17 protein-coding genes are annotated in these 24,897 nt (G+C 60.5%); 10 read left to right on the forward strand and 7 right to left on the reverse strand.

The features are described 5' to 3' along the window. The first annotated feature begins 75 nt into the window (after window positions 1-75). The gene (locus R3C19_00470) at window positions 76-3,948 is read left to right on the forward strand and encodes a hypothetical protein (protein MEZ6058815.1); all 3,873 of its coding nucleotides are present in this window, start codon (window positions 76-78) and stop codon (window positions 3,946-3,948) included. A 62-nt stretch (window positions 3,949-4,010) separates the two neighbouring features. On the opposite strand, the gene R3C19_00475 is transcribed toward R3C19_00470, so the two are convergent. The 3 genes from R3C19_00475 to R3C19_00485 form a co-directional block, all read right to left on the reverse strand. Further along, on the reverse strand, window positions 4,011-6,623 hold the full coding sequence (locus tag R3C19_00475; protein ID MEZ6058816.1) for a protein kinase: 2,613 nt from the start codon (window positions 6,621-6,623) through the stop codon (window positions 4,011-4,013). Between the two features lie 216 nt (window positions 6,624-6,839). Beyond that, complete coding sequence (locus R3C19_00480; GenBank protein ID MEZ6058817.1) at window positions 6,840-7,430, reverse strand: hypothetical protein; 591 nt, start codon at window positions 7,428-7,430, stop codon at window positions 6,840-6,842. Window positions 7,431-7,630: 200 nt separating this feature from the next. Continuing rightward, window positions 7,631-7,891, reverse strand: a complete 261-nt coding sequence (locus R3C19_00485; protein ID MEZ6058818.1) for a hypothetical protein — start codon at window positions 7,889-7,891, stop codon at window positions 7,631-7,633. A gap of 450 nt (window positions 7,892-8,341) precedes the next feature. Here R3C19_00485 and R3C19_00490 point away from each other — a divergent pair, with 450 nt between their 5' ends. The 7 genes from R3C19_00490 (at window position 8,342) to R3C19_00520 (ending at window position 18,746) form a co-directional block, all read left to right on the forward strand. Continuing rightward, window positions 8,342-8,995, forward strand: a complete 654-nt coding sequence (locus R3C19_00490; protein ID MEZ6058819.1) for a hypothetical protein — start codon at window positions 8,342-8,344, stop codon at window positions 8,993-8,995. Between the two features lie 400 nt (window positions 8,996-9,395). Beyond that, window positions 9,396-10,232, forward strand: a complete 837-nt coding sequence (locus R3C19_00495; protein MEZ6058820.1) for a hypothetical protein — start codon at window positions 9,396-9,398, stop codon at window positions 10,230-10,232. Between the two features lie 331 nt (window positions 10,233-10,563). Next, complete coding sequence (locus R3C19_00500) at window positions 10,564-10,836, forward strand: WXG100 family type VII secretion target (protein ID MEZ6058821.1); 273 nt, start codon at window positions 10,564-10,566, stop codon at window positions 10,834-10,836. Between the two features lie 46 nt (window positions 10,837-10,882). Beyond that, the gene (locus R3C19_00505) at window positions 10,883-11,455 is read left to right on the forward strand and encodes a hypothetical protein (protein MEZ6058822.1); all 573 of its coding nucleotides are present in this window, start codon (window positions 10,883-10,885) and stop codon (window positions 11,453-11,455) included. Beyond that, a complete protein-coding gene (locus tag R3C19_00510; GenBank protein MEZ6058823.1) occupies window positions 11,452-11,700 on the forward strand; it encodes a hypothetical protein in 249 nt (82 codons plus the stop codon). The genes R3C19_00505 and R3C19_00510 overlap by 4 nt, the downstream gene beginning before the upstream one ends. A 53-nt stretch (window positions 11,701-11,753) precedes the next feature. Continuing rightward, window positions 11,754-15,770 (forward strand): FtsK/SpoIIIE domain-containing protein, encoded by a 4,017-nt coding sequence (locus tag R3C19_00515; protein MEZ6058824.1) that lies wholly within the window; start codon window positions 11,754-11,756, stop codon window positions 15,768-15,770. A gap of 711 nt (window positions 15,771-16,481) precedes the next feature. Beyond that, window positions 16,482-18,746, forward strand: a complete 2,265-nt coding sequence (locus R3C19_00520; GenBank protein ID MEZ6058825.1) for a DEAD/DEAH box helicase — start codon at window positions 16,482-16,484, stop codon at window positions 18,744-18,746. A gap of 105 nt (window positions 18,747-18,851) precedes the next feature. On the opposite strand, the gene R3C19_00525 is transcribed toward R3C19_00520, so the two are convergent. Genes R3C19_00525 through R3C19_00535 form a run of 3 tightly spaced genes read right to left on the reverse strand, consistent with a single transcriptional unit; the run spans window position 18,852 to window position 21,180 of the window. Next, window positions 18,852-19,361 (reverse strand): hypothetical protein, encoded by a 510-nt coding sequence (locus R3C19_00525; GenBank protein ID MEZ6058826.1) that lies wholly within the window; start codon window positions 19,359-19,361, stop codon window positions 18,852-18,854. A 33-nt stretch (window positions 19,362-19,394) separates the two neighbouring features. Continuing rightward, entirely contained in the window at window positions 19,395-19,958 is a 564-nt protein-coding gene (locus tag R3C19_00530; protein MEZ6058827.1) for a response regulator, read from the reverse strand. Continuing rightward, on the reverse strand, window positions 19,942-21,180 hold the full coding sequence (locus tag R3C19_00535; protein ID MEZ6058828.1) for a response regulator: 1,239 nt from the start codon (window positions 21,178-21,180) through the stop codon (window positions 19,942-19,944). The genes R3C19_00530 and R3C19_00535 overlap by 17 nt, the downstream gene beginning before the upstream one ends. Window positions 21,181-21,574: 394 nt before the next feature. On the opposite strand from R3C19_00535, the gene R3C19_00540 reads away from it, so the two are divergent. Continuing rightward, a complete protein-coding gene (locus tag R3C19_00540; protein MEZ6058829.1) occupies window positions 21,575-22,543 on the forward strand; it encodes a GDP-mannose 4,6-dehydratase in 969 nt (322 codons plus the stop codon). Continuing rightward, the gene (gene tsaE / locus R3C19_00545) at window positions 22,540-23,091 is read left to right on the forward strand and encodes a tRNA (adenosine(37)-N6)-threonylcarbamoyltransferase complex ATPase subunit type 1 TsaE (GenBank protein ID MEZ6058830.1); all 552 of its coding nucleotides are present in this window, start codon (window positions 22,540-22,542) and stop codon (window positions 23,089-23,091) included. Before R3C19_00540 ends, tsaE begins: the two co-directional genes overlap by 4 nt. Window positions 23,092-23,205: 114 nt before the next feature. On the opposite strand, the gene R3C19_00550 is transcribed toward tsaE, so the two are convergent. Next, complete coding sequence (locus R3C19_00550) at window positions 23,206-24,762, reverse strand: hypothetical protein (GenBank protein MEZ6058831.1); 1,557 nt, start codon at window positions 24,760-24,762, stop codon at window positions 23,206-23,208. Window positions 24,763-24,897: the final 135 nt, after the last annotated feature.

The following is a 24,897-nucleotide window of genomic DNA, read 5'->3' on the forward strand; positions in this document are numbered from 1 at the left end:
TCGTGATGGTCGTGGCAGTCGGTAGAGTACGCTCAACCGTGGCCAGCCGTATCTCTGAACTGACCGACCGTCACCGTGCCCGAGACAACTTCCACCGATCGGATTTCCGAACTGCGGCGAGCCGTGTGGCGCGCGGATGCCGGAGCGTATCTGGTCGAACCGCGAGTCGTCCGCCGAGTCATTCGGGAACTCTACGGGTTCGCTCGACTGTCGTCGAAAATTCCCCACACCGAACTGCAGCTTGTTTCTTCGTACGATGTCAAAGCTCTGACTCATCCGGACGAGCTGGGTCTGGAATCCTTCGGCGGGCTGCCGCAATACGCTCTGCTGATTGCCCTGCCGGAGGAACAGGATCTGAACGGCAGGCCGCTGCAGGACCTGATGCAGGCGATGTGGCGACGCCTGTTTCACGGCATGATCGACCGCTCACTTGCCGATCAGCACCGCGCGGAGCGACTTTCGCGAGCGGACGTGCAGGCTCGCATCGCAGACATCGGTCAGGTCGAATTTGATGAAGCTCACGCCGTGCTGCGCGCGGAACTGCGGCTGGTCGAACCGGAATCGCGAGTCGAAGCGTACACGGAGTTTGCGGCCGTGTTTCTGGAACTGTCCCGGTTCGCTCCGGACATGGTGCCGATCTGGTTTCCTTCGCTGGAAGGCCGGCGTCACATTGAGGACGTTCTGATACAGGACGTTTCGGCGCAGGCGGTCTACGACGCCAGCCGCCTGTACGGAGCTCCGGAACCCGATCTGACGCCGGAGGTTCAGCGGGACGAAGTGCAGTTGTCGAGCGAACGGGAAGTCTGGTCCCGGGGCCAGTCTGTGCATCCGTCGCGGGGACGATTTCAGCGACTGATCAGAAAGCGCGAACGTTCGAACCAGCACGGCAACACGGTCGCAGCCGGCATTGCCGCCGTTCGCGCGGCGGAGTTCGCGCCGAGCGAAGTTGAAAAACGTGAAGCCCGCGTCGCCGCTGATGCCGACATGCAGCAACTGGTGGAACGGCTGCGTCAGGCTCTGCAGTTCGATGCCGGTGAAAGCGATGACTGGCAGAAATCTCTGATGGAACTGCTGCGGAATTCGACTCACGGATTCTGGAATTCGGACAAGAAGCTGCTGTACGACCTGCAGAAAGTCTGCCTGGATCACGAACGCATCACCTACCGAGTCGATCTGATTAAGTGGATTGTGTCGCGCGGCAGGCGTCTGCTGCGGCGACCGCTGTCGAATATTCGCGAAGTCATGATGGCCAAACATCTGGCCAGTTCCGCGTCGCGGCTTGTTTACGTGCGGTTGTCCGGCAACGAACGTTCGCGACTGGCGGCCTTGCTGCACGAAGCGGCCGATCTGGCGGAAGAACAGATGCGGCAGCGAATGCGTCCGGCGCTGCGGCAGGCGCTGATCGATGTGGGATTCTACACGCCTCCCGGTTGCAAATTCGCTGCAGTCGACGGCGATGACGGAGGCGACACCGGTGCAACGTCAGCGGGCAGGCTGCATTCCGCCAGTGTTCCGGAACAGGTCGCGTTCGACAAACTAACGGAAGAGGCTCTCGACACGATCGCCGAACGCGGCTACCTGACGATGGGCTATCTGCGAGACGCCATCAGCCGCAACGATCTGAAGCTGCCGGACCTGACCGATCCGCGCGATCTGATTCGCGGTGACCATCTGCTGCGAGCCGACGACAGACTGGATGTCGCCCTGGACGGCGTCTACCGGCGCGGAGAGTTCTACCTGCGCTGGCTGCAGGTCGTCAGTTCTCTGGCGTTCGGAACGCGGACGGGACGTTTCGCGACGCAGTTCCTGTTCATTCCCTTCGGTGGAGCGGTCGTGCTGGTCAAGGGCGTTGAACATCTGATCGACGTTGTGACGGGTAAGGGACACGATTCGTCGAAGTCAGCAGCGCTACCGGGTTCGACGCCGTCTGACGGCGAATCGGTTTCCGACGAAGCGACCGCCGGCGTCGAAGAATCCGAACGCGCGGCCGACGGCGATCGGTCGACAGCCGCGGCGGCATCCGATTCCAGCGACGCGTCTTCGACGAGGGACGGTGCTTCGTCCGCCGGCACAGACGTCGCGGACAGAGAGGATTCATCGGATACCACAAACGCCGCCGACGGAAGCTCCGAGGTGAATTCCGGCCCGGAGACTGTTGTCAGCGAAAGGGAACCGACGACAACCGAATTTGCGGCTGTTCCCGCCAGCGTTCCGCAGTCGCTGGAAGAAATCATCAGCCACCAACTGCCGTCGATTGCATCAATCGTTCTGGTGGGTTTTCTGTTGATGGCCGTGATTCATCTGCCGGGCTTTCGCGGCATTCTGTTCAATCTGCTGCAGATCGTCTGGCGCGGAATACGAAAGCTGGTTTACGACCTGCCGGTTGCTGTGCTGCATTTTCCGCCCGTGCAGTGGGTCTGGAAGAGTCGCTGGTTTGTTCGGGCTCGGAGATATTTTTTCACGCCGTTTCTTCTGTCGTGGCTGTTTTGCCGTCTGATTCCGTGGCTGGCGGGTCGCGCTGACGATAGCTTGCTGAGCTGGTGGTGGGTGCTGTCGATCGGCGGACTGTTCAGCGCAGCGGTGAATTCCCGACTGGGCCGTGATGCTCAGGAACTGACGGCCGAATGGCTGGGTAACGCGTGGTATGACCTGCGAGCCCGCGTCTTTCTGGCGCTTTACGAATGGGTGATCGACGGCTTCAAGTGGATGCTGAACGTCGTGGAACGCTTCATCTACGCGGTGGATGAATGGCTGAGATTCCACAGCGGCGAAACCTGGGTGACTCTTGTGGTCAAGGCGTGTGCCGGTGTTGTGTGGTCACTGCTGGTGTTTCTGATCCGGATTTACGTCAACCTGCTGATTGAACCGACGCTGCATCCGGTGAAGCATTTTCCCGTGGTGACGGTGGCTCACAAGATTTTTCTGCCATTCATCCTGGTGCTGGAGCGGGCTCTGACGCAGGTGCTGACTCCGTACCTTGGCGTGGCTCTGGCGACGGCGATCACCTGGTTCACCATTCTGTTTCTGCCGGGCATCTTCGGGTTCATTGTCTGGGAACTGAAGGAAAACTGGCGGCTGTACGACTCGAACCGTGTGCCGCGACTGCGCCCCGTGGCTGTGGGGTCACACGGCGAAACGGTGTTGCGGCTGATGAAGCCAGGGTTTCATTCCGGAACGCTTCCGAAGCTGTTCAATCGCATGCGGCGGCTGGAACGCAAGGTCGTTTCGTTTCAACGTTTCAGCACACGCCGCGCATTGCGGGAACGGCTGCATCATGTTGAACGCGACATCCGGCGATTCGTCGATCGCGATCTGCTGCAATTGCTGCGCTACTGTTCGGTGTGGAACAACTGTGACATCACCTGCGGCGAAGTTCACACCGCGTCCAACAGTATTCACCTGCGGCTCGACTGTCCGACGCTGCACGGTCTGCCGCTGCGACTTCTGTTTCAGGAACAGAGCGGCTGGGTGGTGGCGACGATCGAAGACAGCGGCTGGCTGAATCATCTGTCGTCGGAGCAACTGCACAGCTTTGAAACGGCGCTGCTGGGGTTTTATCGCAAGGCCGGTGTCGAACTGGTGCGGGAACAGATGGAACGGCACCTGCTGGGACTTCATCCGTACGATATCTGCGACGAAGGACTGCAGATCTGGCCGGAAGGACAGTTTCAGAAGGTGGTGACGGTTGATCTGCATCGTCGCCATCAGGTGCGTCCGATGCCCGTCAGTCTGGCGGCATCCTGCGGACTGCAGCCCGTCGCGCGGGAATCGGTCGTGTTCGCTCAGACCGAAATCTTATGGTCCGAGTGGCAGCACGTCTGGGCGACTCCCGAAAGTGACAACGGATCAGCAACTGCAGCTCCGCCGCTGGCGTGCATGCAGTCGGCGCGTCTGTCACTGCTGCCCATTGGTTCCGGCAGCGCCGCTGGCTATGTTCGGCGAGCGTAGGACCGCTTGCGTTCGCGGAGTCGGCTTCACGCTCGCCCGGTCCGTCTGATGGCGTCTGCGCATTACGGCGCCCGTCTCGCCTGCATCCGCAACTGAGGCTCCAGCGCATTCCCCTGAGTCGGACGCCCCAGAAAGTCGGCGTCCAGAGCACTGAACTGCGAACCGTCGTACTGCTGCAGAAACCTGACTGTGATGGTCGCAATCTTGTCGGCTGACGCGGCGGCATTTTCCCGGTTGACGTCGCGCAGCCTTCGGCCAAGATCGTCGACGACAGTGACGGCTTCGTTCAGCAGGTCAACCGTGATCGCTTCCACAGTTTCGCCTTCCGGGGATTCCAGAATCTCGGCAAACTCTTCCAACTGGTCCTTCGCCGTGTCGATGGCGTCCTTCCATGCATCCACTGCGTCGCCCTCAAGGTCTTTGGTTCCGCTGGTGGCTGCCAGGTTTCTCAGGCAGACCTCCGCTACAACCAGTGGAGACACAATCAGCAGCAGTCGCCGACGGTTGGCGGTCGGCAGATTCGTCTGTCGCTGTAACAGAGACGCCGTGTCGGCGTTGTGCCGGGAATCCTGAAAGAAGTTGTGCCGCACCTCGCCCTGCATCCACGGAAGGATCTCGAACAGCTCGCTCTTCGCTTTGTGCCCGACATCTTCGGCGACCAGTTCTTCATCACCAATGATGTGGCAACTGTGGCAGTTCTTCACCAATTCGTACAAATGCACCGGGCGAATCATGCCGGCCCGGTTGATGACATCGTGTCGGGCCTGCCGATGTTCGGGCGTTTCCTGCTGCCGAGTCGCCGCGGCACGGTCGTCGTACTGCGCGTGCGTCACCAGCCATCCGTCATCTCCGCCAGCAGCGCCGTGGCAGGATTCGCAGGACGTGCCGGCTTCCACCGCCATCTGTCCGGAAGTGGAGCCTTCGGTCGGCGAGTGACATGCCAGGCAGCTATCCAGACTCTGGTGCTTTTCCAGATACTTTTGGGCGATAGGGGAGTCCTGAAGATTCCTGCCGCGCGCGTGTTTGGAGCGGCTCCATGCGACGTATTCCGATCGGTGGCAGTCGATACAGGCGTGAGAACCGACGAAGTGGGTTCTGTTGGCAGTCGGCACCACAGGACCGGAACTCACCGGCGGAACGACCGCCGTGGTTCCGTCCGCTGCCGTGGTTCCGTCCGTCAGAGTGTCTCCGTCGGCCACGGTGACTTCCGGCGTTACGATTCCCGTTTCCGATCCAGTGCCGCCGTCGGCAGGTTTGTCAACGGCAGACGTTTCGCCGGCGGTCGTGTCAACGGCTGCGACGTCGGTGGATGTGCTGCCTTCAGACGCGTCGCCGCCGGATCCGGTCGTGCCGGTCACGGACGGTGATTCATCGGGAGTTGTTCCCGCAGCCGACGAGTTGTCATCAGGCTTATCGGAACCGTCAACAACCTGCGGCGGAGAATCCGGACGGGAGTTGTCGTCCTGTCCCAGCATAGCCCAGCCAACCGCTGCCAGGATTCCCAGCACGATCGTGGACATCACGATCACAGGTGCGTTGTTGCGCAGCGTGTGCAGGCCCCGCCGGACAGTTGACAGCGAGCCTGCTCGAACGGGACGGCACTGCAGCCAGTCGTGCAGGTCCGCGGCGAGATCGGCACACGTCAGATATCGCTGATCGGGATCGCGGTGCATGGCTTTCCGGCAGATCGCGTCCAGGTCGGCGGACAGTGTCGGATCGACGGCACGAATCGGCTGCGGCGTGTTGCTGGCGACCTGAGCGATCACCATATGCTGCGGTCCGTTGAACGGCTTGCTGCCGGTCAGCAACTGGTACAGAACGACCCCCAGACTGTATTGATCGCTGGCCGGACCGATGCGGCCGACGTCACCGCGAGCCTGTTCCGGCGACATATAGGCGGGAGTGCCCAGCAGGGCGCCATCGGTGGTGATTCCCGCTTCGTCCTCCAGATCCTTTGCCAGCCCGAAGTCCATCAGCTTCGGTTCACCGGCGGAATCCAGCATGATGTTCTGAGGCTTGATGTCGCGATGAATTACTCCCTGGCTGTGAGCGTACGCGAGTGCGTCGGCCAGCCGCCAGGCACATCGCACCGCGTCCTGAACGGACATCTTTTCGCGTTTGATGCGTTCCGACAGCAGTTCCCCGTCGATGAACTCCGACGCCAGAAAGTAGCAGTCTTCCGTTTCACCGGATTCAAACGTGGCGACGATATTGCGGTGACGCAGACGGGACGTCGACGCGGCCTCGCGAAGGAACCGCTTCACGCGGACATCCTGGTTGGGGCCGACGGTCGGAATCTTCAGCGCCACGAACCGATCGTGATCCGGATCATAGGCTCGGTAAACACGACCGAAGCCGCCCTGGCCGACGGCTTCCCTGACTTCATAGCGTCCCACAGTCTGGCCGGTGCGGCCCTCAATGCTGATATCAGGATCACAGGTGTTCTCGGATCGCCTGTCCGAATCCGAGTCATCGTCCCGGGCGGCGACGGTGCGGGACACGGTCTGTTCGGGTGGCGCCGGAGTTGCCGGAGCAGCCGGAGTCGCCGCGCGAACGTCCATCACTTCGAAGGTGTGGCCGCAGGACGGACAGCGAACAAGCTGCCCCAGAGCATTCTCCGGGACTCGCAGGCGCCTGCTGCAGTTGGAACACGTCGTTCGATAGTTGGATGCCATCGCGAACTCGCTTCAGGCGACCGGGCGGACGCAATCGACCGTCCCGGACCTGCGGGAAGAAGAAGTTGCTTCGCAGCTCCTGTGGTATTTCTGCATTCGCTGAGCGGCGTCCGCTCATGTTAACGCAGTTGGCGCATCAGGCCAGTGACGGCTGCTTCAGTGGACCGTGTCGGCGTGCAGCACTTTCAAAGCGCCATGATCTCAGGTGCCGATGCGCTATCGAAGCGGCAGTCGCGCGAACGCGGTCTGGATTTCCAGTGGCGAATAACCGGTCTCACCCAGTTCGAACGCTTTCTTCACCGATCGGTCCAGCAGCACAATCAGTCCATAGATAAACAACGCCAGAGCTGTGGGGAAACAGTAGCATGTCAGAATCGTTCCCAGGCCAAGACTCAGAGTCACAATCCCCAGGACTCGGCCGCGATGGCGGTGAATCCGAAATCCGCTGAACAGAGTCAGCAGGCCCAGCAGCAGCAGTGCTCCGCCGCCGACACCGTAAACGGCCATCATGATTTGTCCGAGTTGTTCCGGGGGCAGTTGGTTGGGATTATTCTGCAGCGCGGGATTGTTCATCATCTGTTCCTGCAGGATCCTGGGAAACACGAATGCCATGACGACGCCCCCGATGCCACACAGAATCCAGAGTGCTCCCTGCACGATCATCAGGATACCGACCGTTGAAATCTGACTGACCTTGCCGCGCTGCTGGCCGTCCGGCAGTTCGATGTCGGTCGGAGTCCGCAGTGACGGGTCTTCGCTGGCATAGGGATTCGCGGGGTACTCGGGAAACGGATTGTCATGCGACATGGCACGCAGACCTTCATTCGAAGTTGAGGCTGATCAAACAAACGACGCGCAAAAAAACAAAGCCGGCAACACTCGTTAGACGCGTGTCACCGACTCTGGGAAGGAGGATCCGGGCTCGCCGTCCGAGAAACGGATGCGGCGGGCCGATTTTCCATTCAGCCGAACGAAGCGGACGGCTGCACTGATAAAAAAAACTTCTGCTATTCGGCGGACTTGTCGGTATCGCTGCCAGAGGCGGCACCTGCGGCTGCGTCTGTCTTGGGTGTTTCTTTCTTGGCTTCATCACCACATCCGACACAAACGCCCAACAGCAGAGCGGCTGCGATGAACGCCGATGGCGCGCCGGTCAGCAGATTCTTCAGCATCGTCATTTCATTTACTCCACAGAATTTGATTTCAGCGGCAATTGGGAACCCGTCACCCCCCATCAACAGCCGTTGCCGTGATTGAAGCGACGCCAAGACTTTGGCCGATCGCTATTCACTTTGCAAGCAGGTGGGTGAAATCCCGGTTGGAAAATCGCAACACCGCGCCCCAAACCGTTGTATCGAAACAGGATGGGCGCATGGGTGTACACGTCGTCACAATCGGACGCCAGCAGTCATCGACTCTGCAAAGCTTTGTCAGAATTCGTCTTACGTCAATGATTGGCCCGCCGGCGCGCCCGCGGATCACCGCGAATCCCGTTTTTTGATCCTCAACCTGCCTGCCAGCCCCGACTTATGTTGTTCACCTGTTTTTCCGCTCCCGCGACCGTAGCATGTCGGCATCGACGGGACTCGACAGCGTGATGTCGGTCCCCGGCAATCCAGGGAAGGTGACCGTTTCAGCGACTGTCATGTTCTGCGACTGTCACGTTGTCGGCAGTCGCCTGGCCAGACAGCGACAAGCCTCCCCCGGCAGGTACTTCCATGAGTCGAGATCGGCGCCGAATTACGAGCAGCAGCAGGCGGGACACGCGTCGAGCGATCTCCGGGCGGCGCTCGTCCGCGCGGCCCGGGTCCGCTCACAAGCGCCGCGGACTGGGACTTGCGGAAGGGCGCCCGTTCGACGCTCCGGAAGTCTGGCACGAACCTCGCGGCGACGGTCAGCTTCGTTTCACCGTGCAGCCCGCCGGCAAGGGGTACGTCCATCCGGTGACGATTGAAGAAGTCGCCGAACGAATCTCAAAGCTGCCCGAAGAATTTCAAGCGGGCGTTGAGTCCGTGCAGTTCAGCCGCATCACGCGAAAGCGAAAGCTGTTTCCGTGCTATGGATTGCAGTGGGGAACCGCCGTCTATCTGTATCCCATCGAAGACAGCCTGGAAGAACTGTACGGTCGGGCTCCCAGTCCCGAGCAGCGGATCGAAACAGAAATGTTTGGCGGGCGATGGGTGAAGGATGGCAAGTGCTGGTGGCTGATCTGGAACGAACATACAATTCGTGATTACTACCTGAACAACGTCCTGATCCACGAGATCGGACACATCAACGATTCCCGCAACACTCGCTTCGTAGACCGCGAGCGATACGCAAACTGGTTTGCGATCGAATACGGCTATCGAGCTTCGCGGGGTCTGCTTTGATGACTGGAAATGACGTGCTTCGGGCAGTTCGGATCAATGCTGGAGAGTTGCCGGTTGCTGAGCCAGGATCGGCTGGACCACTGATCATCCCGTGCCGATCGCGTCAGATGCCATGCCGATACTGATTCCCTGCAAACAGTGTTCAAAGACGTTGCAGGTTCCGGATTCCGTCGCGGGCCGGAAGATTCGCTGTCCGGTGTGCAGCAGCGTACTGCAGGTTCCGGCCGGTGATTCGCAGTCCGCGGCTGCGACGACGAGGGATTCCGGTCAGAAAAGTCCGCCGCGAAAGCCGCAACCCGAACCGCCGGCGGCGCGGCAGAGGAGCACGCCTGAACGTCCGGCTGCGAGAGCACGACGATCACCGCCCCCAGCGTCAACCGGTCGGGGACGATCGCGGCCCGTGGAACGAACGCGACGGCCCTCACGTCGGCCCCCGGTTCCCGAGATCGATGACTTCGACGATGATTTTGCAGCGGAAGACGAAGCGGATTCCCCCTACGAAAACTACGAAGATCTGAACCCCTACGCGGCTCCGGTCGAGCGAACCGTCCCGCGCCGCCGCTCGCGCAGCAGGTCGGGCGACGCGGCAGGGTTGAGAATCGCGGGCACGGGAATGCTGATCCAGGTCTGGTCAGTTGCCGCAATCATCATTGCTGTGGGAATGCTGGCACTGTTTTCCATGGTTGCCGCCGGAGCCGGAATGCGCGGCAGTGGTGCGGCCGCAACAATCGGTGTCACGGTCATCGGAGTCGGAGTTGTGATTCTCGCCGCCGCAGTTGCGATGTTTGCGGGGGAAGTCATGTGTCTGTGGACTCCGGAGTCCACGGGGGCGAAGCCGCTGATCATCGCATCGGTTTCGCTGGGAGTCGTGAACCTGCTGGGCGGCCTTGGACGGTTTATGGGCGAAGCGGGCCTCGTTCTGGTCATCATCGGCGCCTTGGCCGGATTCGCGCGATTTTTCTGCTTCGAGCTGTTCCTGCGAAAAGTAGCGCAGCACGTGCGACGCGACGACCTGGCGTCGCAGGCGATGATCATTCTGGTGGGGCTGCCGTCATCCGGCGTCCTGATTGTGCTCACAAGCCTGATCATGCCGGGATTGCGCGGCGCCGGAAGCGCCGGCGGCGTGATCGCAATTCTGTTCGCGCTGGTGGGTTTCGCCTGCGTGATCGCCATGCTGGTGTTTTCCGTGATGCACATCTTTCTGCTGGCTCGGCTTGGCAGCGAATTGCGCAAGTAGTCGTGCTTTCGGCACGGGTACGCACGGCTGCAGCAGACACTTGTCGCGCGCGGCACGATTTGTCAGCCCCCGTCTGTGTTTTCGCACCGGGAATATGAAAAGCCGGCAATTTGTGAGATCGTGCCACGTACGATGAAGGCCGAGTCGCGTTTATCAGGGCAGATACACGCAAAATCGTCACTCGCGAAGGCATGCGGCGGTGACCGGGATCCGCCGCGAGATTCACGAACGCACCGAAAAGTCGGCACGGTTCGGTGGGCGACTCCCGACACGGCTCATCGCTGGATGTTTCCGGAATCCCGCCCCGCGATCCTTTCCCGAAAGCTCAGTCATGACTCAGGCCATCGTTGATCCCGCCGAACTGCGACGCTTCGCTCAGACCTTGCGGCGCTTCAATGAAGAAATCAATGAACGATCAGCGGTGATCGCCGGGCAGTTGAATTCGCTCGGCCAGACGTGGCGCGATCAGGAGCACATCAAGTTTTCCGAAGACTTCGCCGGCAACATGAAAGCTCTGGGACGATTCGTCGAAAGCAACGAAACCTACATTCCGTACCTGCTGCGAAAGGCTCAGTTGATCGAAGAGTACCTGCAACAGGGATGACCTGCCCGGATGAGAACTGAACACTAAACGCTGAAAACTGCCCTCCATGTCCCAATCCGCGCACGTTCGATCACTTGATTCCGTCCGGCAGTTCACGGCCGCCGTGGCCATGTTTCAGGAAGAAGCCCGGCTGTGCGTGTCGTCTCTGGAAATGCAGTTGCAGCGGATCCTGGGCTGGCTGGAACGGGATCGTCCTGCATTCTGGAAGCGCGAAATCGAAGTCTGTTATCGCAACATTTCGGAAGCTCGCGTGCGACTGCACCAGTGCCAGATGAGGCGGCATGGAGACTTCAAGCCGACCTGTTACGAAGAGAAGAAGGATCTGGAGCGGGTGAAGAAGGAAATGGAGTTCGCTCAGAAGCAGATCCCGGTCGTTAAGCACTGGAACATGGCGGCTTTGCACGAAGCGAACGAATATCGCGGCCGGTCGTCCCAGATGACTCAACTGATCGAACGCGACCTGCCGCGGCTGCTGGGGCTGCTGCATCACGCAATCGATCGTCTGGAAGCCTACGGCGACGTCGCGGCACCGGTCGTCGAACGGCGGTCCGCCAGCGACCCGGTTCCGCAGCCGGAATCGCCTGATCCACCTGAAAAGACCGATGAGGCAGATCCATGAGACGTGCAGATTTTCTATCGCCGGCCGCTCGGCTGCAGGATGCCATGAAACGGCTGGAACAGCAGTGGCTGGAAACTCGTGAGGAATGGAACGACCCGGTCAGCCAGCGCGTGGAAGACGAATTTCTGGTGCCGCTGCACGGACAGGTGCAGGCCATGCTGGATACGGTCAACAAACTATCCGGAGTCATGGCGAAGGCCGAACGTGAGTGTTCCCATCCCAGGGAACTGAGCCAGTATCTGTGACGCCGGCAGCGCTGCCTGTGGACTTTTGACGATCCATCGCCAGAGGGATTCCCATGTCATCCGACATCACGATCAACAACCAGATCGCTCAACTGACGAATCTCAGCCAGCACTGCCAGGCGCTGAAGGATCGGCTGGCAGAGCTGCGGAATCAGATGGAGGATGTTGCTCAGCAGCGCGACGAAGAACTGGCGATGCTGAACCGTCAGAATGAGTCGTTTCTGGAAACCGAACTGCACCGCATCTACACCCACGCGCGGGAACAGCAGGACAATCTGGACGTCGATCTCAAGTCGCGGCGAAGTGCGATCGTGGAACAGAAGGATCGCAGGATTGCGGAACTGCAGCAGGATCTTGCCACTCAGGTCGGACAACTTGAAGAACGCCGCAACAGCGAAACGTGGGTTCTGCAGACCGTTCTCGACGAAAACACCGACGACAGTCCGGTGTCCGAATATGAGCGTGAGGTGGACGCTTATGCGACACAGACCGCGTTTCTGGACGACCGGTTTGAAAGCCTGCGACTGCAGATTCAGCAGACGTCGGAGTATCTGGCCGAATGTCACAGCTCCGTCGATCTGCAGTCGCCGCCTCCACAAGTCGAAGAGGTTCGTTCGCGCGCGAAGCTGCAGGAGATGGTAATTACAGCCAGCGATCAGGCGCTGGCCGAAGCCGGACTGCTGGAAAAGCTGAAACTTCCGCACTGGATTCGCGGAGGTCGTCTTTGGGGCGGCTGTGCTCTGACGTTCATCCTGGTGCTGGTTCCGGTGCTGGCGTCGCGGGCCGATCTGCGAGCGTTCATCAATCCGGAACTGACGAGTCCTGACTGGCAGTGGCTGGGCGTTTCCTCATTGATTGCGGCAACTGCGGCGGCGCTTTCAGCCACGGTGCTGGTGGTCATGGTGCAGAGCCGATTGCGCAGCGGGTTCGATGCCATGCAGCAGCACGTCAGCAACGCGGAAGCCGCGCGTCTGAAATGGCAGCAGCGCAGCGAAAAGGAAATCGACCGCATGGAACGCGTCGCCGAAGAGTGGCGGCAGCAGGTGGAAGCCAGCCGTCTGAAACATACCGAACGAGTCCAGCAGCAGACGGACCTGCAGATCTCCGGCGTGCGTTCCGAAACGGCTCACACCATCGCTGGTATTCGTGACGAATGCGACCGGCTGCAGCAGCAACTGGATGAAGAACAACGTTCAATGTCGCAGGCCACACAAACCTGGCTGGAACGCGAAGATGCTCGAGTCCGCGCCGTCGCGGCCGAACAGACTCGCTCGACTATAGCCGCGTGCGAACAGCGGTTTAACCGCGCGGTCGCCGAGTTGCGGAACAAGTCGAGAGAAACCGTGGACCGCTGGAAAGAGTGTCTGTCGCAAATGCGCGGGATTGCTCGCGATTCCGCTGCCAGCGCGGCGGAAACACGCCGCTGGCCGGATCTGCAGCACGTGTGGGATGCTCCGACAAGAATGCCGTCGTACCTGTCCGTCGCCGATCTGCTGGTGACTGTTCCCAAGCCTCCCGACGACAGTCAGCAGGACTCCGCGGCCAACCTTTGCGTCGAACTGCCGGCGGTGCTGCGGTTTCCCGCGGACACATCGATCCTGGTGGAACACGATTCCGTCGGCCGCGAAACAGCGATCAGCTTCATTCGCGCTCAGATTCTGAAGCTGCTGACGGTGATTCCTCCCGGACGCATTCGCCTGACACTGATCGATCCCGTGGGACTCGGCCAGAGCTTTTCCGCGATGATGCACCTGGCGGACTTCGACGAACTGCTGATTCACAGCCGCATCTGGACCGACGGCACTCAGATTCGCGAGCAGTTGCAGAAAGTCACGGAACACATGGAGAACGTGTTTCAGACGTATCTTCGCAGTGAATTCCAGACGATCGAGGAGTACAACGCATCCGCCGGCGAAGTAGCCGAACCTTACCACTTCGTTGTCATCGCCGGTTTCCCGACTGCGTTTGCGGAAGAGTCGGCGCGGCATCTGTCATCGATTCTGACCAGCGGGCCTCGCTGCGGAGTTCACGCGCTGATCGCGTCAAATCCCGCAATGGCAACTCCGCCTTCCTTTGACCCTGACGATCTGAAGAACCACTGCGTTCGGTTCCGGGTGACTGACGGAACGGTGCAGCCCCATGCTGCTCTTCCCGAATCGATCCTGTTTGAAGCCTATCCGGAGCCTGCCGCCGAGAAATATGTGAAGCTGGTTCGAATGGTGGGCGAAGCGTCAAAGGACGCCCGGCGCGTCGAAGTGTCATTCACTCGCATCGCGCCTCGAAACGACGAGATCTGGTCTCACTCAACCGCGGACGGCATCGACCTGCCGATCGGTCGCGCGGGAGCCGCCCGGCTGCAGTTCATGCGACTCGGCCGCGGTACGTCCCAGCACGCTCTGGTGGCCGGAAAAACGGGGTCCGGCAAATCGACGCTGCTGCACATTCTGATCACCAATCTGGCGCTGCATTACAGTCCGGACGAAATTCAGTTCTACCTGATCGACTTCAAGAAGGGTGTCGAATTCCGCAGCTACGCGGCCCATCGACTACCGCACGCGCGCGTTGTCGCGATTGAAAGCGACCGCGAATTCGGACTCAGCGTGCTGGAGCGGCTGGACGAAGTCCTGCAGGAACGCGGCGATCTGTTTCGGTCGCGCGGCGTGCAGGATGTGCCCGCGTTTCGCGAACAGTTTCCGTCCGAATCGATGCCGCGGCTGTTGCTGCTGATCGATGAGTTTCAGGAATTCTTTGTCGCCGAAGACCGCGTGTCGTCGCGGGCATCGCTGCTGCTGGACCGGCTGATTCGCCAGGGACGCGCGTTCGGAATTCACGTGCTGCTGGGTTCGCAGACGCTGGGCGGTGCGTACTCGCTGGCGCGCAGCACGCTGGGGCAGGTGGCTGTTCGCATCGCGCTGCAGTGCAGCGAAAGCGACGCTCATCTGATTCTGAGCGAAGATAACAGCGCGGCCAGGCTGCTGACTCGGCCGGGCGAAGCGATTTACAACGATGCCAACGGTCTGTTGGAAGGCAACCACCCGTTTCAGATCGCCTGGCTGGACGAAGCCCGGCGCGAAGAAGCCATTCGCACGATGCTGGCCCTGCATCCGGAGCAACACGGCGACTACTCGATGGTGGTCTTCGAAGGCAACGTTCCGCCGACGGTGGAACTGTGCGGACCACTGAATGCTCAACTGTCCGGCGGTGATGACGCAACGCGACATCCCTCCGACGAAGTTCGCATCTGGCTGGGCGAACCCGTGGCCATTGCGGCTCCGACTCGAATCGACCTGCGGCGAGCCAGCGGGCAGAACGTGCTGATTGTCGGTCAGGACGAAAGCATGGCCGACAGCATTCTGGGCCTCGCGGCGCTAAGCGTCTGTGTGCCGCCGCGTCCGAAGGGTTCCGATCCAACCAGCGAACCCAAGGTCGTGTTGCTGCGGTCGGACAGAGATACCGAGGCTCGCCGGCGGTTTGACGATGTCGCCGGGTATCTGCCATCGACTCGTTTCGAAGCGCACTCCGCGGCGGATTGCAAAACGGTGGTGGAAGCGGTTCTGGCGGAAGTCACTCGGCGGGAAAGTGATTCTGAACTCGCCAGCGGAGCCGAATTGCTGCTGGTCATTCGAGATATCGGGCAGTTCCGCGACCTTCGCCGCGACGAAGATGACTTCGGCATGAGCGGGTTTGGCGAAGCGAAGCCGGCAACCGTTTCCGGCATGTTCGGCGACATCATCAAACGCGGTCCGCTGGTGGGAGTCCACGTCATCGTTTGGACGGACACGTTCAGCAACGCCATGCGCTGGCTGTCGAATTCCCTGCTTCGGGAATTTGAGGACCGCATCGCGTTCCGCATGAATCAGACGGATTCGGCCAGTCTGGTGGATACTCCCGTGGCGTCGACTCTGGGACCGGGGCGAGCCGTGCTGTACCGCGATCAAACTGGAACGATCGAAAAGTTCCGGCCGTTCGCGTGGCCGACTGCAAACTGGCTGACGTCGCTGAACCGGAATTCATCGGCCGGACAAACAGAACTGGGCGGATTTGATATCGATTCGCTGAAGATCGAATAGCATTCCTGGACGCTGGCTGTCGACGTCGGCACACGGCGACACACGTCCTGATATGTCCCGAATCGCGGACTGCCTCGCGCGAAACTGGTCCCCGGTCGGCGTTGCGGAATTCCGAAACTTCCGACTTCAGCCGCGAAATGCATCGCATTTCTGATTTCGCCGGGTATTCTTCTCGCCAACAGACCTGAACTCGGTCCTTCGCCCGGTCTTCCTCAGCCGCTTCAGACCACAGGGGTCAGAACTCGTTCCTGACCTGTCTGCAATGCTGAACATTCCCGACACAACCGTCTTTCCCTGGCATTTTTGAACCTTTCAAACGGCATCGTCGCGATGCCGGCCGGGACGCAGACGGGGCAGTTTTGCCTGCAGGGAACCTCGAAAAACGGTTTTGGCACGGAAAACATCCGCGGCAACTCAGACAGTTGCGGCGATCCATACGGTGCCCGTGACGTTTGCAGAGGCGCTCTGAATACCGTCGGAATTCTGAAGCGAGCGGTCCGCTGGCGAGTCTGTTGAACCTGTTGTGCGCTGCCCGCTTCGTTCGTTCAACCTCGATGGCCGATCGTCGCAGCATCGCCGGTGCGTTGACCCACGACGATTCCACCGCCGCGGGCCGCACGTCAAGCGGTTGACCGGCGTCGTCTGACACCGTTCATCACTGAGACTTTTCTTCCTTTTCTCGCGGCTGGCCGCGATCGTTCGGACGACGTCATGAATGTCATGAATACTGAGTTGGAAGTTGAAACTCCGGAGACTGAAGTTGAGATTCCGGTCGACGACGAAACGCTGGAAGTGTCGTCGGACACGAATCCGGTGACCGCCGTCGAACAGGCAGCTCCGCAGAACGACACGGCTGACGAATTCCATGCCGGGACGACGGAAGAGCGCGCAACAGCGGCATGTTCAGGTTCGTTGCCGGAATCCGACGGAAGCGCGCCGCCAGCCGTTAAGTCGTCGCCTGGAAAACATGAGGCAGTGGACGGAAAGGCAGCGTTCTTCGACCTGGACCTGTCTCCGCCGATTCAGGAAGCTGTCCGTGCGGGCGGTTACGTCAGTCCCACGCCCATTCAGGCGCAAGCGATTCCGGTATTGCTGGAAGGTCGCGACGTCCTTGGACAGGCGTCGACCGGAACGGGCAAGACGGCCGCGTTCGCTCTGCCGCTGCTGTCACGCCTGGACCCGGCGGACCGTTCGACTCAGGTGCTGGTGCTGACTCCCACGCGTGAACTGGCACTGCAGGTCGCGAAGTCGTTTCGAACCTACGGCCACAATCTGCCGGATCTGACGATTCAGCCGATCTATGGCGGCGCGTCCTATTTTCATCAGATCAAGGCACTGGAACGAGGAGTTCAGATTGTTGTCGGCACGCCCGGCCGGCTGATGGATCACATGCGTCGAGGCACGCTGAAGCTCGACCGCTTGCGGTGTATCGTACTCGATGAAGCCGACGAAATGCTTCGGATGGGATTCGTCGACGACGTCACCTGGATTCTGGAACAGACGCCGTCGGAACGGCAGACCGCTTTGTTTTCCGCAACGATGCCGCCGCCGATTCAGCGGATTGCCGAACAACATCTCAGAAATCCGGCGAAGATCACGATTCGAGAAGCCACGACCACGGCCACAACAGTGCAGGCTCGCTACGTCGTCTGTGCCCATCGCGACAAGCCGGACGTGCTGCACCGGATTCTGGAAACCGAAAACACGGACGGCGTGCTGATCTTCGTGCGTACAAAGGAAGCCACGCTGCGCATCGCGGAGACTCTGGCCAGCCACGGTTTCAATGCGGAGGCATTGAACGGCGACATGCCGCAGGCTCAGCGCGAACGAACCGTCCAGCAGTTGAAAAATGGCCGCCTGAACGTCGTCGTCGCCACGGATGTCGCCGCACGCGGGCTGGACGTGCAGCGGATCAGCCATGTCATCAACTTCGACGTCCCGCACGACACGGAATCCTACGTCCACCGCATCGGGCGAACGGGGCGGGCCGGTCGGTCGGGTGACACAATATTGTTCGTCACCAGAGGCGAGATTCGCCGCGTCCGGCAGCTCGAACGTGAGACTCGCCAGCGCATGGACGAAATGGAAATCCCCGCCGCCGCGATGGTGAACCGCAAGCGTCGCGCCGATTTTCTGCACCGGATGCTCAGCACGCTCGAAAACCGCAATCTGACGGCGTATCAACAGCTCGTGGCGGAACTGCAGCAAAAGTCCGCGCGAAGTTCGGAAGACATCGCCGTCGCGCTGCTGGCGATGCTGCAGGGCGACCGGCCGTTCCTGATGGACGAACGACACGACTTCGCGAATCACCAGCGTCCGTCAAACCGCAGTCGCAATCGTCGCGATGATCGCAGGCCGGAGCCTCGACCGCAGCACGCGGATCGCTCCGAACAGACGCGAAGGAGCCCGCCTGTAACCACGGTCCACCAGGAACCCGGCCGGCGCGAGACCGTCGCCGACCAGCCCCGCGCTGTTGACCGAAAGATTTCCGCTCCGGCAGCCAATTCGCGGCATTCGGCGTCAAATCATGCGGCGTCCGCCGAAACGGAAGGCCGCAGCCGTTCGTCGGACGCCGATCGACGCCCGCCGACTCGCACGACGCGTCGGTCAGAACAACGGCATGAACCCGGCATGGAACGATTCCGCATCGAAGTGGGACGCGAACACGGCGTTGAACCGGGCAACATCGTGGGAGCCATCGCGAACGAAGCGGGGCTTGCCGCGAAAGACATCGGCCGGATCACGATCGAAGACGATCACAGTTTCGTCGATCTTCCGGAAGGAATGCCGCGACAGATTTTTCGCCAGTTGAAAGACGTAATCGTGTCCGGCCGGCATCTGCGGATCACGCGAACGCAGCCATACAAGCCTCCGTTTCAGAAGAAGCGTACGACCGGCAGCGGGACCCCGAAACCACGGCGTCAGACCGGAAAACGCACCAAAGGCCACAAGCCGGCGCGACACCGCAGCAGTTGATTCAAACTGTGTGGAAGCTGCCGCGCAGGCTTCCACCGACGGCTCCCGAACCAGTCCCGCTCCGGTTCGCGCAGGGCTCTGTTCGCGCTGAATTCCTGCAGGCCGTCAAACCCTTCCGGGCGATGGCGGCACGATTTCCCATTCGTGTTCCAAACCTGCTCGGGCTACCAGTTCGGTCAGAGTTGACTGCACCACGCTGAAAACATCCGGAGCGATTTCGCCAGCCAGTATCGTCAGTGCTCCTTCCGGTAACGAAGTTGTCAGGCAATAGGCTGTCGGAGGATTGACCATCCATTGGCAGAAGTGGTCGGCAATTCGCTGGGCCAGCGTCGCCGGTGCGTCCTGAAACGCGCCGATCTGTACAAACACGAACTGCGACGGCTTCAGACTTCTTCCCCACATTCGGTCACAGCCGCGCTGGACAGCTCCGGCCAGCCGATGGCGCAGGTAGCTTGTCTGTTCGTCGAAGCTGAGCCCGACGTAACCGGCCAGATCGCCCGACTGTGACTGCACGAGCGGTACGACTTCACCGGCGCTGGTGATTGCTGCCACGGACCAGCGCAGTTTCTTTGCTTCAAGCACAACTGCCAGCACCGCCGGAGTCTTCGTGTTCATGTTCTTCATATTCGAACGCAGACTTCGCCGAAGTTACAGATCCGCGCGAACCGCGTGTTCGTCAGGGTTTGCCAGTTCGCTGCACAACTGTCTGGCCTGTTGCAGCAAATCGTGATGGGTCGGCGTCACTTCGGTGCTGCCAGTCGATTCCAGATAGGCCGTAACGGCCTGAGCGAAGCTCAGCATCTTTTGCCGGGACTGGCGGTGCTGTTGGCGCAGAGCATGCCGGCCGGCGGCTTCATGCAGCGTTTTCAGAAGGTCATCCGGGTCCCAGGGCTTGGCGATGTAGCGGTAAAGACCTGCTCCGTTGACACCGTCGATCACCGCCTTGATGTCAGCGTAGCCGGTGAACACGATGCGAACTGTTTCCGGAAAGCGATTCCTGACCTGAATCATCAGCTCCGCCCCGGTCATTCCCGGCATGCGCTGGTCCGACATGACGATGTCAATCGGATGGTTTTCCAGGATGCGCAGTGCTTCGTCACCGCTTTCGGCCGTATGCAGTTCGAACTCGCGCCTGAGTAAGCCCTTCAGGGACAAAAGCACGTCCGGTTCATCATCAACAAGCAGCAGAGATTTCTTACGCGTTTCCGTCATCGGGATCCCGGGACACTTGATGCAGGGGCAGTCGAATTCGAAACGTTGTACCGATTCCGGCTTCTGATTCAAACTCGATGTGGCCTCCATGATCGCGAAGAATGCCATAGCTGATGGCGAGTCCCAGACCCCTGCCTTCGCCGACACTGCGAGTCGTATAGAACGGTTCGAAAATATGAGCCTGCACGGATTCATCGATCCCGGAGCCCTGATCGGAAACCTCCACCACGACAAAGCCACGGTCCGTTCGTGTTCGGACCGTAATCACGTCACCCGGCCTGCTGGCCTGGACGGCGTTCATCAAAACTCCGTGGATGACCTGATGGATTCGTGCGGGTCGGCACGACACCAGCGGCACATCTTCGAAGTCTTTGCGGATCTCAACCTGCGCCGTCGCCAGGGTTAACGACAGGACTTCGACCGTCATGTCGACCGCTGCCCGCAGATCGATATTGTCGAACGCCGCTTCGTCCAGCCTGGCGAAGTCACGCAGGTTCTGCACGATATCGCGGACTCGCTTCAGTCCGTTCTGTGTAGAGTTCATCAGTTCGGGCAGATAGGCTCGCAGCCAGTCGATGTCCACTTCTTCTTCCAGCACACTGAGTCGACGCCCCAGCTCCGGCTGGTGTTCGGCAATTGTGCCCCGAGCCGATTCGTACGCGGCGATCAGGTCCAGCAGAGCGGCAATTTCCCGCTGCAGCACCGCGACGTTATTTGAAACAAACGCGATCGGATTATTGATCTCGTGAGACATGCCGGCGGCAAGCTGGCCCAGCCCGGCCAGTTTCTCCGTTTCGACCAGTGCAGCCTGAGTTTCCCGCAGCTCGCGATTCTGTTCGGCCAGCCGTTCTTCCAACTGAATGATCCGCTGTCCTTCGCGGACTCGGACACGAAGTTCTTCCTTGTCGGCTGGCTTGACCAGAAAGTCATCCGCTCCCGCGTCCATCGCCGTCACCAGGTCAGCCTTGTCAGCGCGCGCAGTCAGCAGAATCACATAGACGTAGCCGGTGCGTTTCTCAGACCGGATGCGACGGATCAGTTGCAGGCCGTCCATGTTTGGCATCTGCCAGTCCGTCAGCACGAGCGAGATTTCGTGCTTGAGAAACTGTTCCCACGCCGCCGCGCCGTCTTCTGATTCCAGAACCTCAAAGCCCCATTTCTGAAGCTGCCCGGCCAGCAGACGCCGAGTTGTCAGACTGTCTTCAGCCAGAAGTATTTTCACACCAGCCTCTCAGCCAGGTTGGGTCACGGGGACGAAGATTTCGAGTGTAGCCGGAATTGTGTCAGGCCGCACACTCCGTCAGGCCGCACACTCCGCCCGTTGGCAACCGCACGGTGTTTCGCTCGCAATTCGACAAGACGTTCTGTGATGGATGAGTCCCGGGGGACGCCCCCTGGACAGTAGGTTTGTGTCGGCCAATTCTTCGGGAACACACAACGACCGGCCCTTGTCGACGTTCCGCGCGGTGGCGTCGCAGCAACGATTTTCCGATGCCGGAACAGCAGCCGAAAGCATCGACTGCCGATGACGTCGCACGTGCCTGAACGCATTGCTATCCTGCCGCACGATTTCACACGGCGACCCTGAAACGGTCGAGCATAGAAAGAACAACCTGATGGCGAAATGCCTGGTCACCGGCGGGGCCGGATTCATTGGAAGTCATCTGACCGAGTTTCTGCTGAACAACGGGCACGAAGTCGTTGTGCTGGACAATCTCAGCACCGGTCGAGCCGCCAATCTGAGCGACGTGCGCGACCATCCCCGGCTGCAGGTCCGAAATGGTTCCATCACGGACCCGGTTGCTCTCGCTGAAGCGGTCCACGGCGTCGAAACCATCTATCACCTGGCGGCCGCCGTCGGCGTGAAACTGGTCGCCGACGACCCGGTTCGGACCATCGAAACTAACATCTATCCCACTGACCAGTTGCTGCGACTGGCGGCTCAGGGCACCGTCCGGCGGTTCTTCCTGGCGTCCACCAGTGAAGTTTACGGCAAGAATCCCGGCGACTCGTTCTTTGAAGATGACGACCTGCATCTTGGTCCGACGATTCGTCCGCGATGGGCGTACGGCTGTTCCAAGGCGATTGATGAGTTCCTGGCGCTCGCCTATCACCGCAAGTACGACGTCGGAATCACGGTGGGGCGATTCTTCAATGTGGTTGGTCCGCGCCAGATCGGCAATTACGGAATGGTCGTTCCGCGTTTTGTGGAAGCCGCTCTGAAAGGCGGACCGGTCATCGTGTACGACGACGGATCTCAGGTCCGTTGCTTTGGTCACGTCCGGGAAGTTGTGCGCTGCGTCGCCGCGCTGACGGAATGCGATGCGGCTGCGGGCGGTGTCTACAATATCGGCAGCGATCAGCCGGTCTCGATTCTCGAACTGGCCCGGAAGGTTGTCGCGAAGGTCAATCCGAACGCCGCCATCGAATTCGTCCCCTATCGCGAAGCCTATGGCGACGATTTCGAAGACGTCCAGCGTCGAGTACCCAACGTCGATCGGCTGCGGAACACAATCGGTATGAAGCCGACCATGGCACTGGACGAGATTCTGGACGACGTAATTCGATGGAAACGCCAGGCGTGACAAGTGAGCTGACGTTTCACAGCCACAGCGAACAGGACACCGAACTGTTCGGCAAAACGCTTGCCGATGCTCTGCAGCCGGGACTGACGGTGGCTTTGAACGGTGACCTCGGTTCCGGCAAGACGCGACTGGTGCGAGCCGTCTGCGAAGCTCTTGGCGCTGACCCGGCGCGAGTCAACAGCCCCACGTTTGTCCTGCTGCAATCCTATACCGACGGGCGCCTGCCCGTGTCACACTTCGACACATACCGGCTTGCTGATACCGACGAATTCCTGGCGATCGGCGCCGATGAATTCCTTAGTGAGCCGAATGTAATCTGCTTCGTCGAATGGGCTGACCGCGTTGCCGAAGTGCTGCCGACCGATCGCCTGACAATCCGCATCCGGCAAACCGGGGCGACCAGCCGGACAATTCACATGTCGTCAGCAGGACCCGCCAGCGATGCTGTCGTGGCGGATGTGCAGAGCTCAGTTGTCGGCAACCGGCAGCGGGCCAGCGACCACGAAGCCAGCCACCGCGATCAGGCGATGGGACCGGGGCAGGCATAGCGCCTGGTCGATCGTTTCTGGATTTGTGCCACTGGCTGTGCCGGTGTGTTCGAGGTTGCAGGTCACTGGCACGGCCAGTGGCACACGACCCATCGATTTATTCCTGACGCAGCACTAGAAACTCACGCCGTTGCCGGACGTCGGCTGAACTCGCAGCACGCGAGCCGTCGGACGCTTCTGGTCGATCAGCACCGCCTGAGAAGTCTGAGCCGATGCGACATTGCCCGCCGCGTCCCGCGCCAGCACTCGGAAGTGAACCGACGGCGGTGTTCCCGGCTGGATCGGCCATTCAAAGTGACCCGGATTCTGCTGCCAGTCGAACACCGGTGTCCACGGGCCGCCGACCATGCTGCTGACTTCCAGTCGCACCGCTTCAACTAAGCCGCTCTGATCGGCAACTCGCCAGTTCAGATGCACACTTCCGTGATTGTCAGCCAGGACCTGCGGCTGATCGAAGTCAATCACCGGGACGGTCTGATCGACCGCGATCAGCACGTCCGGCGCTTCGCCCGGCTGCGGCGGAGGATCGCCAAAGCCCAGGCCGTTACGAACGCGGATCGCGAAGCCGAATGTACCTTCGCCCATCACGTCCACCTGAAACGGGCTCTGACGGTCCGCGTCTTCGCCATATCGAAACCATTTCTGGCCGTTGTCTTCGGTCACAAACAGTTCCACACGGCCGACGCCGGATGGTCCGACATCATCGACTTCGTAGGCAATCTCAAATGTCTGGCTGTTGACGAGTTCCGCGGACGACGGAATCGCACTCGTCGGCTGAGACACTGGTCTCACGCGCGCGGGTTTCGTCGGTACGATCTGCGGGACGCTGACGGAATTGACTTCGTGCATCGCATCCGGTGCCGCCGCGTGACCGCTTCCAATGCCGACCGGCAGGTTCGTTTCGGAGCTTTGTCCCCAGGGATTCAGGTTCAGAGGCGCTCCGCCGACGGGCAGTGGTCCGGTCATCGGCTGCACGCCGGAGCCCGCGGACGGCGAATGCATTCCCGCACCGGAATGGCTCAGCACCAGTTGATTGGAACCTTCGCCGCGATTGCCGGCCAGGTCCGTCACGGAACCTCGCACCGAAACCACGGTTCCCGGCTGTGACGCGATTTCCGACTGACCGGCCGTCGCGGAATTCACGTGCAGCGGAAGCCAGCGGCCGTCATTGCCCTCCGCGTATTCGATTCTCAGCGAACCGGGGCTGATCTGTGTCTCGCTGCAATTCCAGCGAACCAGCGCTTTGCCGGGACCCGCTTCGAACAATTCCAACTGCAGGTTCGGCGCTGTGGAATCCACAATCACTTCCAATTCAGGAACGAGTGGTCCAGCGGCTGCCGCCAGATTTCCCGCCGCGTCCGTCATGCGAACGGCAAAGGCATAACGACCATCTCGCGGCGCCGTGAACTGGAAACCCTGAGCCGTCGCCGGTACTCGCTGAGCCTGCTCCAGCGGGCCGCCATCAACCGAACTGAAAAGAATCGCGTGGCCGGCGACCGGAGTTCCCCGTGCGGCATCAACCGTGAAGGGAATACGGAAGCTGGTCGATTGCGTCAGCAGCGCATCGGAAGCAAAGCCGCTGCCGGAAATCGCCAGCACCGCCAGTCCGCCACCGACCGCTCGCAACACCGCTCGGCGCACTCCGGCAAGACGACCGCCGTCCGCAGACATCCTGCGACTCCGTTCCCTGAATCCGCGGCAAATACAAGCTGTGAATCTCATCCCGGCGATCCTTCTTCGGCTGCAAAATGCGCAACGGGAGACGGTGGAAACCCCCGTTTCCTTCGATATCGGAGGTGCAAATTC

Source organism: Planctomycetaceae bacterium (assembly GCA_041398785.1).
In the GTDB taxonomy this organism is placed as follows: Bacteria; Planctomycetota; Planctomycetia; order Planctomycetales; family Planctomycetaceae; genus JAWKUA01.

Excerpts from the sequence above, each read along its gene's own strand:
- R3C19_00475 (MEZ6058816.1), bottom strand. The coding sequence starts at position 6,623 with ATGGCATCCAACTATCGAACGACGTGTTCCAACTGCAGCAGGCGCCTG.
- R3C19_00480 (MEZ6058817.1), bottom strand. The coding sequence starts at position 7,430 with ATGTCGCATGACAATCCGTTTCCCGAGTACCCCGCGAATCCCTATGCC.
- R3C19_00490 (MEZ6058819.1), top strand. The coding sequence starts at position 8,342 with ATGAGTCGAGATCGGCGCCGAATTACGAGCAGCAGCAGGCGGGACACG.
- R3C19_00500 (MEZ6058821.1), top strand. The coding sequence starts at position 10,564 with ATGACTCAGGCCATCGTTGATCCCGCCGAACTGCGACGCTTCGCTCAG.
- R3C19_00505 (MEZ6058822.1), top strand. The coding sequence starts at position 10,883 with ATGTCCCAATCCGCGCACGTTCGATCACTTGATTCCGTCCGGCAGTTC.
- R3C19_00510 (MEZ6058823.1), top strand. The coding sequence starts at position 11,452 with ATGAGACGTGCAGATTTTCTATCGCCGGCCGCTCGGCTGCAGGATGCC.
- R3C19_00515 (MEZ6058824.1), top strand. The coding sequence starts at position 11,754 with ATGTCATCCGACATCACGATCAACAACCAGATCGCTCAACTGACGAAT.
- R3C19_00520 (MEZ6058825.1), top strand. The coding sequence starts at position 16,482 with ATGAATGTCATGAATACTGAGTTGGAAGTTGAAACTCCGGAGACTGAA.
- R3C19_00525 (MEZ6058826.1), bottom strand. The coding sequence starts at position 19,361 with ATGAACACGAAGACTCCGGCGGTGCTGGCAGTTGTGCTTGAAGCAAAG.
- R3C19_00530 (MEZ6058827.1), bottom strand. The coding sequence starts at position 19,958 with ATGACGGAAACGCGTAAGAAATCTCTGCTGCTTGTTGATGATGAACCG.
- R3C19_00540 (MEZ6058829.1), top strand. The coding sequence starts at position 21,575 with ATGGCGAAATGCCTGGTCACCGGCGGGGCCGGATTCATTGGAAGTCAT.
- R3C19_00550 (MEZ6058831.1), bottom strand. The coding sequence starts at position 24,762 with ATGTCTGCGGACGGCGGTCGTCTTGCCGGAGTGCGCCGAGCGGTGTTG.